This window comes from Cecembia rubra (genome assembly GCF_003014575.1).
In the GTDB taxonomy this organism is placed as follows: domain Bacteria; phylum Bacteroidota; class Bacteroidia; order Cytophagales; family Cyclobacteriaceae; genus Cecembia_A; species Cecembia_A rubra.
This window is the reverse complement of sequence record NZ_PYGF01000008.1, coordinates 188,302-199,352: the sequence shown is the minus strand read 5'-3', so window position 1 is coordinate 199,352 and position 11,051 is coordinate 188,302. Positions and strand designations below refer to the sequence as shown.

Annotated in this window: 8 protein-coding genes; 2 read left to right on the top strand and 6 right to left on the bottom strand. The window is 40.3% G+C overall.

Annotated features, from left to right (window positions below; genetic code table 11):
* Window positions 1-273: 273 nt before the first annotated feature.
* The 5 genes from CLV48_RS14770 to CLV48_RS14750 all read right to left on the bottom strand — a co-directional run bounded on the left by CLV48_RS14770 (window position 274) and on the right by CLV48_RS14750 (window position 4,340).
* Window positions 274-933, bottom strand: coding sequence for a phosphatidylserine decarboxylase family protein (locus CLV48_RS14770; protein WP_106568063.1), 660 nt, complete (start codon window positions 931-933; stop codon window positions 274-276).
* 75 nt (window positions 934-1,008) lie between these two features.
* Window positions 1,009-2,286 carry a Glu/Leu/Phe/Val family dehydrogenase gene (locus CLV48_RS14765; protein ID WP_106568062.1) on the bottom strand — a complete coding sequence of 426 codons (1,278 nt, stop codon included), beginning with the start codon at window positions 2,284-2,286 and terminating at the stop codon, window positions 1,009-1,011.
* Window positions 2,287-2,358: 72 nt separating this feature from the next.
* Window positions 2,359-3,216, bottom strand: a complete 858-nt coding sequence (locus CLV48_RS14760; RefSeq protein ID WP_245889571.1) for a phosphatidate cytidylyltransferase — start codon at window positions 3,214-3,216, stop codon at window positions 2,359-2,361.
* Window positions 3,200-3,406 (bottom strand): putative signal transducing protein, encoded by a 207-nt coding sequence (locus tag CLV48_RS14755; RefSeq protein WP_106568060.1) that lies wholly within the window; start codon window positions 3,404-3,406, stop codon window positions 3,200-3,202. Before CLV48_RS14755 ends, CLV48_RS14760 begins: the two co-directional genes overlap by 17 nt.
* On the bottom strand, window positions 3,381-4,340 hold the full coding sequence (locus tag CLV48_RS14750; RefSeq protein ID WP_106568059.1) for a CPBP family intramembrane glutamic endopeptidase: 960 nt from the start codon (window positions 4,338-4,340) through the stop codon (window positions 3,381-3,383). Before CLV48_RS14750 ends, CLV48_RS14755 begins: the two co-directional genes overlap by 26 nt.
* A gap of 37 nt (window positions 4,341-4,377) precedes the next feature.
* On the opposite strand from CLV48_RS14750, the gene dusB reads away from it, so the two are divergent.
* The gene (gene dusB, locus CLV48_RS14745; protein ID WP_106568096.1) at window positions 4,378-5,367 is read left to right on the top strand and encodes a tRNA dihydrouridine synthase DusB; all 990 of its coding nucleotides are present in this window, start codon (window positions 4,378-4,380) and stop codon (window positions 5,365-5,367) included.
* Between the two features lie 126 nt (window positions 5,368-5,493).
* The gene (locus CLV48_RS14740; protein ID WP_106568058.1) at window positions 5,494-6,393 is read left to right on the top strand and encodes a DMT family transporter; all 900 of its coding nucleotides are present in this window, start codon (window positions 5,494-5,496) and stop codon (window positions 6,391-6,393) included.
* 1 nt (window position 6,394) lies between these two features.
* On the opposite strand, the gene CLV48_RS14735 is transcribed toward CLV48_RS14740, so the two are convergent.
* A complete protein-coding gene (locus tag CLV48_RS14735; protein WP_106568057.1) occupies window positions 6,395-10,735 on the bottom strand; it encodes a hypothetical protein in 4,341 nt (1,446 codons plus the stop codon).
* Window positions 10,736-11,051: the final 316 nt, after the last annotated feature.

Genomic DNA, 11,051 nt, shown 5'->3' with positions numbered 1-11,051 from the left:
AAGGAAATTCCAAAAAATGAAAAAAAAAGAGGCTGCACAGCATTGCTGTGACAGCCTCTTTTTTTGGAGGATTATATGGATCAAATTTCAAATACTCAAATCACAAAAATTTCTTGCCACTGTTCTACATTTGCAATGTTGAGCTTTAGGTAAACTGGATTTACAATCCTGGTTTCAACAAGAAAAGCTCCATTCGAATTCCAAATTCCTGTTCACTGTTCACGGGTTTACAAATCTCTACAAGCCTAAAGTCCCGTGTCTCCCATCTCATAATCACTTCAACCTCGCTATCGGGGTCCTGCCACCTTTTGTTTTTTCATCAATACTTACCAAAACCTCTGCATCCAAAGGCAAAAATATATCCACTCTTGAGCCGAATTTGATAAAACCAAATTCCCCGCCCTGGGCCAATGGAGTACCCTCTTTGACATACCATTTGATTCTCCTTGCCAAAGCACCGGCAATCTGCCTAACAAGGATCTTTACTCCATTTGGATTTTTTATAACCATGGTTGTCCTTTCATTTTCAAAGCTTGACTTAGGATGCCATGCCACCAGGTATTTCCCGGGATGGTATTTAAAATACTCAACAATCCCTGCTATAGGGGAGCGGTTTACATGGACATTGATGGGAGACATAAATATGGAAACCTGCTTTCTTCTTTCATTCAGGTACTCTTCTTCCAAGGTCTCTTCGATGACTACCACTTTACCGTCTGCCGGTGCAAAAACCAATTTCTCATCATTGGGCAATTTGATATAAGGACTTCTGAAAAACTGCAGTACAATCAGATAAAGTACAACACTTAACAGTAATACCACATTTAAAATTGTGTCCTGCTCAGGAATCCATCTATTCAAACCAAAATTTATGGCTGCCAAAATGATCAGCATCCAAAACAACAATTTCCTTCCTTCTCTATGTATGGTCATGGGATTAGAATTTAAAAGGGTGTAGGAGACTTACTCCCACACCCCAAATATAGTAAACTTTCTACTTAGTCTTTTTTAGAAGCCTCCCCTAAACGTATAGGTTTTAGCTACTTTGTCTATGGCTACAATATACGCAGCAATTCTCATCGGAACATTGTACTTCACAGAAGCTTGATAGACATTATCAAAAGCATCTTTCATGATCCTATCGGATCTTCTATTGACCCTTTCAGCAGTCCATTTGTATCCCAATCTGTTTTGTACCCATTCAAAATAAGAAACAGTTACACCGCCTGCATTTGCCAGGATGTCAGGTACTGCCATGATCCCCTTTTCATTGATAATAGCATCTGCTTTAGCTGAAGTAGGACCATTGGCTCCTTCCACAATCAACTTGGCTTTAATTTTATCTACATTTTTAATGGTGATGACATCTTCCACCGCTGCAGGAACCAAAACATCCACATCCAGCTCCAACAATTCCATAGGGTCGGACAGTTTTTCAGCACCTTTGTATCCTTCTAGGGTACCATTATTGCTATCCCTATATGAAATTGCCTCCAGAATATTGATGCCGTTATCGTTGTGATAAGCCCCTGATATATCTGAAATTGCTACTACTTTCAAGCCCCTTTCTTCCAAAAGTTGTGCTGCCCAAGAACCTACGTTTCCGAATCCTTGTACCGCACAAGTTGCTTGGAAAGGATTGATTTTCAGTTTTTGCATGGCAGACAGGGCTGTCACCATCACGCCTCTACCTGTTGCTTCGGTTCTTCCCAATGAGCCCCCCAATACCAATGGCTTGCCAGTAACAACAGCGTTCACTGTCATACCGTGTGCTTTGGAATATTCATCCATCAACCAGGCCATTTCTCTCGGACCTGTACCCATATCAGGTGCAGGTATGTCCTTATCAGGACCAAATACATCAATCATGGCCAAGGTGTAGGCGCGCATCAACCTTTCGATTTCGCCCTTTGACATTTCTCTTGGATTACAACGAACCCCTCCTTTACCACCGCCATAAGGTATATCCACTACAGCACATTTCCAGGTCATCCAGGCTGCCAATGCCCTCACCTCGTCCAAATGCACATCAGGAGCAAATCGGATACCTCCCTTAGCAGGACCTAAAATGTTGGAATGGATCACGCGGATACCTTCAAACACCCTGATCTTTCCGTCATCCATGGTGATCGGCAGGGAAACAATAACTTGTTTGGCGGGATTTTTCAGCACATTATAGACCTCGTCAGAGAGTCCTAATTTTTCGGCTGCGATATTAAATCTTTCCATCATGGACTCCAAAGGATTTTCTTTATCCTTAATGGGAGCCGGTTCAATGTAAGCCATATTGGGTTTATTTAGTTGAATAGTTCAATTACTGCACAATATTAATGAGTTTTTTAATATCTATCCGAGATTTTAAAAGATTTTCAAAAATGAGGCGATGAATGGAGCTGATAATAACAATCCGTCAAAACGGTCCATAAATCCACCATGGCCAGGAAGCGATCTTCCAGAGTCTTTGATCTCTATACTTCTTTTGAAAAGGGATTCAATCAAGTCCCCATAAGTTCCGGCTATGATGATGATAGTGGCAATACATAACCACTTCCAATCCGGCAAAGCGGTGAAATTTTGGGCAAGGATATATGAAACCAGAAAGGCCAAGGCCGCACCTCCCAAAAAACCCTCCCAGGACTTCTTGGGAGATACTCTTTCAAACAATTTGGTTTTCCCAAATTTTGTCCCTGCAAAATAAGCCCCAGTATCGCTGGCCCATAAAATCAATAATGACCCGATAATGATTTCATAATGGAAGGTATCATCTACTGAAAATGCCGCAACATTCAACATCGAAAATGGCACAGCCACATAAAAGATCCCCAAGAAAGTAAAGGCAACTCCAGTAAAGGGTTTTTTGTCAGATTTACGGTACAGTTTGATAAAGAACACCAAAGAAGCCAGAGGAAAAATCAGGAAGTAATACTTATCTTCTAAATGGCCGATTCCAACCAAAAAGGACAATGCAAAAATGGTTACTCCCAAAAAAGTTCCAAAACTTTTTAATGGAAGCATCCCATCCAACCCTGTAAGTCTATAGAATTCCATTTGGGCGAAACCCAAAATCAGTCCAAAAATTACAAAATACAGCCATGGACTGACAATTGATCCTGCAATGATGATGGCAGCGCCAATAATTGCTGTAATGACCCTTTGCCCTAAATTACTGTAATTGTTTATATTAAAGCGGTCACGCATTCTAAAAGGAGATCTCATTCTTCACAATATTTATGGCCCTGAGCACATCATTCAAAGGTACCATGACCTCATAATGTCCATGAATCTGATAAACAGACTCTTTTTTGTTAATGATGACTGAAGGAATATCATTTTCTTCCAACACAGCCTTTACAATTTCAGCCCTTACCGGGGAACTGTTTTCAAAGACTTTCTGCCAATTCATCATCCAGTTTGAAATTTTTATGGCTGTCCTTAAATGCCTTCATGGCAATCAGGAGCAATACCAGTCCCAACATGGCAAAAGGCCAGGATACCTGGTCAGTTTTCTCTATATCAAATTCAATAATGCCCAATTTTCCGAGATAAACCAAAGTTACAGTCAGAGAATTGTTTAAAATATGGGCAATTATTGGATAAATCATACTGCCCGAATAGAAATAAATATAGCCGAAGATTGCCCCTAATACCATCCTTGGAAACAAACCATAGAACTGAATATGTATCGCTGAGAAAATAAAAGCGCTGATCCAAACTGATAAGTGGATATTTCCGGTGTAAATATGCATCTTGGATTGTAAGACTCCCCGGAAAAATACCTCCTCTCCAATTCCCGCAATAAATCCAATTACCAAAATTCCAATCAAAAATTCCAATGGGGAATTGAAATCGGTCAGAAATTTGGTCAAAACAATGCGCTGTGCTTCGGCCTCTTTCATCCATTCTTCAACGAAGGACCAACTTTCAGGGAACTCAACATTTGCATTCCAGTCAATGATAATTGAGTTGAAAACAACCCCGCCAAACATTATCATTAACAAAATAATGAGTCCCTTGAACTTAAAGCGTGACATTTGTTGTTTCCAACCGAAATCGGCCTTGTCTAGAACTTTAGCAATAAGCCAAGCGGAAGCAAGAAATGCAAAGCCTGCTCCAATGGCCTGAACAAAAAATAAGGCATATTTGGCTTTGGGATGATCCGATTCACCGGTAAACAGGCCTACCGTTTCGTCCAATGGGATTTGAAATATTGATGGAATTAAGAAAATACCGATGAATTGTAAGACAATCATCACTCCAATTGTAATCAAAAGCATCCCCATTAGGGACAAAAACCAGGACCTTTTGGAAGCAATTGGGGCTTGGGTTTTATATATCTGCATAATTGCGGTAAATTTACAGGAAAATTACAAATCAGAAGTGGTTAAGATAGGAAACTTGGAATTGGGAGAATTCCCCTTGTTGCTGGCACCAATGGAAGACGTGAGTGACCCACCTTTTAGAGCAGTTTGTAAAGAAAACGGTGCCGACCTGATGTATACAGAATTCATCAGCTCTGAGGGCCTGATAAGGGATGCTGCAAAAAGTGTTCAAAAATTGGATATTTTTGAATACGAACGACCTATTGGGATTCAGATTTTTGGAAATGAAATTGAATCTATGAGGGAAGCAGCAGCCATAGCTGAAGCAGCAGGCCCGGACATCCTAGACATCAATTATGGCTGCCCGGTACATAAAGTAGCCTGTAAAGGGGCTGGGGCAGGAATTTTGCTCGACATCGACAAAATGGTTTCCATGACTGCTGAGATTGTAAAGAGAGTTAATATTCCCGTTACAGTAAAGACAAGACTGGGTTGGTCTCATGACACTATCAGGATCGTGGAAGTTGCCGAGAGATTGCAGGATGTGGGCATTCAGGCGATTAGCATCCATGCCAGGACCCGTCAACAAATGTACAAAGGTGAAGCAGATTGGTCTTACCTCAATAAGGTAAAAGACAATCCGCGCTTAAAAATCCCTGTTTTTGGAAACGGGGATATAGACAGCCCTGAAAAAGCTTTAGAATACCGCCAAAAATACAATGTGGATGGAATGATGATAGGACGAGCTTCAATTGGTTATCCCTGGATTTTTGACGAAATCAAGCATTATTTTGAGAAAGGAGAAAAATTACAGGGACCAGACCTCGGAGAGCGTATCAATGTCACCAAAAAACATTTGGATTTTTCCGTCAAGTGGAAAGGGGAAAAGCAGGGGATTTTGGAAATGAGAAGGCATTATACCAATTATTTCAGGGGCATGCCCAACTTCAAACCTTACAGAACGAGAATGGTTACAGCAGAAACATATGCTGAAGTATCTGCCATTTTGGAGGAAGTAGGAGAAGTTTTTGCGGATTACCAGTTTTAAATCATCCCAAAGATCTTTAATGGCATTTCATCAGTTTATCTGAACCGTTCGGATAACCTGTTGTTCATAAACAGAATGCAGCTGCTATTTTTACTTCAAATTGATTACTCCTCATAGTTAAACCAAATGTCAAGAGATATACAATCTGAAAGTACCTTTAAAGCTTGGGGATTCCTCTTGGTTTTGGCTCTGATTTGGGGGAGCTCATTCATCCTTATCAAAAGAGGCTTAGAAGTCTTTAGCCCGGGTGAAGTAGGTGCATTTAGGATTGTAGCAGCTGGATTATTTCTCCTTCCCCTGTCCTTGCCAAGGCTCAAAAACCTCAATAAAAGACAGATCAAAAACTTGATTACTGTAGGCATGGTAGGTAGTTTCATCCCTGCCTTTTTATTTGCCAAAGCACAGACCCAGCTTAGCTCAGCCCTTACGGGAGTGTTCAATGCCATGACCCCGCTTTTTGTGGTTATCATTGGTGCTTTGTTTTTCAATTCAAAAATAACCAAAAGAAATGCATTGGGCCTTTTGATCGCATTTGTAGGAGTTGTCATCCTCCTAACAGTAAAGGAAGGAGTAGGTTTTGGTTCTTTTACAGATATCAACGCATATGCATTTTTTGTACTGTTGGCCTGTGCCTGTTATGGACTGAACCTGAATATCATTAAGTTCAGGTTTGTTGAATTAAAACCAGTCGCTATTACAGCCATTTCTCTTACAATGGTATTGCCATTGGCTTTGATTTATCTCTTTTCTTATACCCAATTTTCATTCAAACTTCTTCATGTAGAAGGGGCAGTCATAGCAGCTGGATATATCGCTATCTTGGGAGTGGTGGGAACTGCCCTTGCCCTAATTCTTTTCAATGTCATGGTCAAAGTTGCCACACCGGTTTTTGCCAGTTCGGTCACCTACCTGATCCCTATTGTAGCTATCATGTGGGGTTTATTGGATGGCGAACAGCTTTTGGCTGGTCATTACCTGGGAATAGCAGCAGTAATCTTTGGAGTTTGGGTAGGTAACAGGAAATAATTTATTCTTCCTCCTTCCTCTTTGGAATTTTTGGTTGACCCAGCCCTACACTTCCTTTTAATCCGGATACGGTCGTTCTCCACCAATAATTAAAAATAAATCTGTCAGTGTCTCTTGGGTGATAGATATTGGAATAAATGGTACCCCCTATAAATTTTCTGGGATTATTGGACCTTACAGCAAAAGTATTAAGGACAAATGTCAGAATACGGTCTCTGCCCTTTCCTTTTTCCAGTGTTCTTCTTTCAAGTAGTTCCAGGTTAAGTCCGCTGTACAACATCTTCATTCTACCAAATGCTTCCCTTTCATTGGCAGTAAATGACCAGTCAGCACTGTTGATTTTTCCTGACCTTACCCTTACAAATGCATTATATTTGAGGATTGAATTGATCAAATCCAGGTCAAATTCCCCAAGTTGCGCATTGATATTCATCCGGTATGGCGCTTCAAAATAAAGCCGGCCCTGAAGACTGATTGGGGCCTCACCGTTAATCTTTGCATTTGCCAATAATTGCGATTCCCTTACATAATAACTTGCATCACCATCCCCCAGATGAAATGGCACCAGCAAGGCATCCAGTTCTGAAAAATATATTTCCCCAGGAACCATCCCCTTTTCCGGAAATTCCAAATAGACAATCTTTGCATCTTTGAGGAGCAGTGTATCAATCCTAGCTAAGATTCCAATGTTTTTCATCAACTCCTGTGGCATAGGCTTGAATACATAATTTGGCCTTTCAAAACGCTTATCCCGGAAAAATTCACCTGAAACACTTTCTAAAACCACCAAATCCGCCTCTAAGATTTCCTCTTCCAAGAGTTTATTCAAATCCGCTTTTTTTATACGGATTTCAGGAATCTCAAACCTGGCTACATCTGTTTGGTGCCCTACTTTTCTCGCATACCTGTATTTACCAAATCGTGGCTCAAACAGCACATTAGTAAGGACAATTTCTTGATTATTGACCGCAACCCTTCCTGCAGATACCCTGTTTAAGCTGTCTTTCAAAAGCAATTGGAAATTTGGAAAATCCAACTTAAAATCCTTTTTCAAGAGCTCCTGCCTAGAAATCCCCTGAAAATCGGTTAGGTTAAACACAAGGTCTTGAATTCCTAAGGTAAGGTCTTTCAATTCTTGAGGTGCTTTGGAGCCATCTTTTTGAAGAATAGATATTTTTCCCTCGACCAACTCAAAATCATCGACCTGTATTGACTCAAGAATCTCCTTTTTTTCTTCATTGAATTTTTCCTTTCTCCCAGAGGACTTTACCTGATCGACAAAAATTTCAAGGTCTGGCCTGAACAGCCTCAGTTCGGTGATCCAAACATCCTTGCTCTTCTGTATTTCTGAGAGTGATTTGGTTTTGATCAAAGCTCTTGGGATATGTCCTGAGAAAATCGGTTTCCCCGGATTTCCTGACAACTGCTCAGGAATTATTCTGAAGTTATTCAACAGTATCCCCTCGTACCGAGTATCAAGTTCCACTTTAGAGAATGTAATCCGGTGAATGCTATCATTGAGTGTCAACCAAAACTCATCTATTCCAAGGGACATGGCATTAAAAAATCCGGCAATATCAGCGTTGGATATTTTGGCTGAATCCATCAAAAACCCATAAATCGAGAGGTCAATCCTGGTATCAATCAATTCCCTTTGGTTTCCTTTCTCGCGGAAGGCAAGGTTAAAATGTGCCTTTTCAGCTTGAATGGTATCTATACTGACCACATCAATAGTTTTTGGAAGTTCCGGCCCCTTCCGCAGTCTCCTTTGAGAAGTCCTGACGGATGTTTCCTGATAATCATTATTGATAAGGAGGTTTACCTTGGAGTCCAAAAGTCTTACTTTTTCAAGACTTAGGGTATTGTCAAAAAGAAATGCCTCAAGGTCTACGCCTCGGAATGAAAGCTCTGGAATATTTACAGCAACCCTGGTTTTATCCTGTATATTCAGATTAGGGTTGAGTCTTACATTGGAAACAGTGATTTCTTCTCTCGCGGTATTAAAATTGATCCTTTCGGCGATCAGGTTGTATTTGCCATCCGCGATATTGAACACGTAATTATTAAGCCTCAAATCAATTTCTTCAGAAAACAGAAAGCGTACATTTTCAGGATCTGTTTTTTCATGAATATGAAAATTTCTCACTGCTATAGACACATTTTCTTCAGAGAATGTCTGTATTCGGTCCCTTCCAAAACCTTCATAATTGAGGGTTCCATTTTGAAGACTTAAGTTACCGATTTTTACCTCCTTGAAGTAATTGGTCAAAAGGTCCAGAATCTCCTTTTGATCCGCTTTCTCCTCATCCTCCTCCGCAGTAGTCGAGCGGTACCTGGTGATGCCTATCCTGGGAGCGGGCACTGTTATCCTGTCCACTTTTAGGACTTCATCAAAATAGGCATCCCTAATCCCAACACCTCTTGCCCTGAATCGAGGCACAAATATATCCAAGCTGGTTGTTCTGCCATACCTATCCAAGGTTGGCTGGATTTGACCTGGATCAAATGGCTTCAGGGAAAAACCATCAATTTCCAATTCAGAAGTCTTGGTATTGAGATAAACCCTATCTGCTTTGAAGACATGAAGGTTATCAGCCAACTTCAACGCATAGTCCCGAAGTTCCAATTGAAGGTTTTCGGCCCAAAAGAAGCTTCTTGTATCCGCATTTTCTGTTTCTTTATCAATAGCAAAATTTTCCAATACCAGGTTTACTTTGCCAAACGACAAGCTATCCTGTCTGATTCTCAATTTATTATCTACAATCAGGGAACCTTCTTTAATTTCAAATCTCCGGACATAAATGCCCTCAAGGTATTCTGAATAAAAATCAGAAAAATCAAAGCCTTTTCCATCCAACTGTTTTCCCTTTACATCTTTTAAAAGGATCTCCGGGCCTTCAACAGTAATATCCTGGACATCCACTATGCCGGCATTATAAATTTTTTTGAGGTTGGCCTTTGTGATATTTACCTGGGGAACCAAAATCTCTAAGCGGGTCTGCCCCTTAATTGAATCCTGCTCTTCCAAAGGAAAAAGGTGGAAGCCTTCAATTTTGATTTTATCTTCTTGGGAAGATAGCAAAACATAGTCTCCTTTGATCCAATGAACACCATCAGCCAGGGCAAGATCCACATCGGAAAGTTCTACCCTGGCCTGATCTGCATAAAAAAATTGATCCCGCTTATTGCCTTCATTGGGACCCACATAAAAATCCTCCATATTAAAGCCAATCCTTTTGGCCATTATCCTGAATTTCTCCCTGTCCTTAATACTTCTTTGTGCAAATTCCCCATTCTCAATGTCCAGTTTGCGGATCTGAATGGAAACCAAAATGCCATCAATAAGATCATAAAATTCAAAGGGCTTGACTTCGGACTCCTCCTGTTCTCTTGTCTTACGGCTTTCTACATATAGATCAAATTTTGGGCGCTGAAGCCTTAATTCACCGATCTCTACCTCAGAAGTGTAAAAAACCTTATTGATATCTGCATCACTCAGCATCAGATCTTCCAGACTTGCTTTAAAATAACTTTCAGAAGGCCTGGAAAAATCAGGTTCTATGAAGAGGTTTTTTGCCTGTATAAATTGGTCAAGTGATGAGACCTTTAGCTGTTGTGCGCGGATATTATGGACACTATCAGCCAAAAGCAGTTCAAAATTTTCAATTTCAAATAAGAAACCCTCTGCATTAAAAGGTGTGGCCGGCTCTCTGTCCTGCAAAAGTTGGATGTTTTTAACCAATAAACTGGAATTCTCCGCTTTGATGCTTCTTTGAGCAATAAAATTGCGGATCAGCAAATCAGCATTATTGATCTTAAGATTTTTGATCCGTATTTCCTGAAGGCCAGATTCAAGAAATGACTTCTTGATTTCGTTTTGGAGCACCTCTAAAGGAGAATCCTGGGGCTTATCCTCTATCAAGTCCGATATCTTCAACCTGAAATCAACTACCGGAGACTCCAGCTCTATATTGCCTATAACCAGCTCTCTTTTCCTGAAGAGGTAATTGAAACCTTTAAGACTGACGGTCGGGAACTCAAGCTTGTAATAGGCAATATTCTCCAGTAGCTCGATTTTTTCATCAACCGGATTAATACTTAAACCTTTGAAAGAAACCCCTCTTTGAAGGAATAAAATATGAAAACTGTCAAAGTCAATTTCATATTTGTCCTCAGAAGCAATCCTTACTTTTTCCTGTACATAATTTCTCAAAAAATAATTGGCACCAAAATAAAATACCACCTGAAGAAACAGAAGAACAAAAGCTAAGATCCCCAGAAAACGGTAGAGCTTCCTTGGACACCATTTTCTTCGGGATTTCTCTTTTTTATTTTCTTCCATTACCTAAAACTTCCGATGTAAATTTAACATTAATGCCGATGAAAAATCCAGCCTTCGAAAATCATTTTTCTTTAAAACCAAAAAAGGCAATCCTTACCCATTTCTATTGAACGGACAAGACTGCCTTAATGGTCATCTTTAACCTAAATATTTTGTGCTGTAGGAGAAGGATTCGAACCTCCACGGGGCAGTTAGGCAACACTAGAGCTCTTGGTGTGCTTTATCCATGGATCCCCACCCCCGAGACAGGAGGGCTTGTCTGCCAGTTTCAACATCCTACAGTATGTGCCTTTTGCTTTTAAAGACAGGTCAAAAT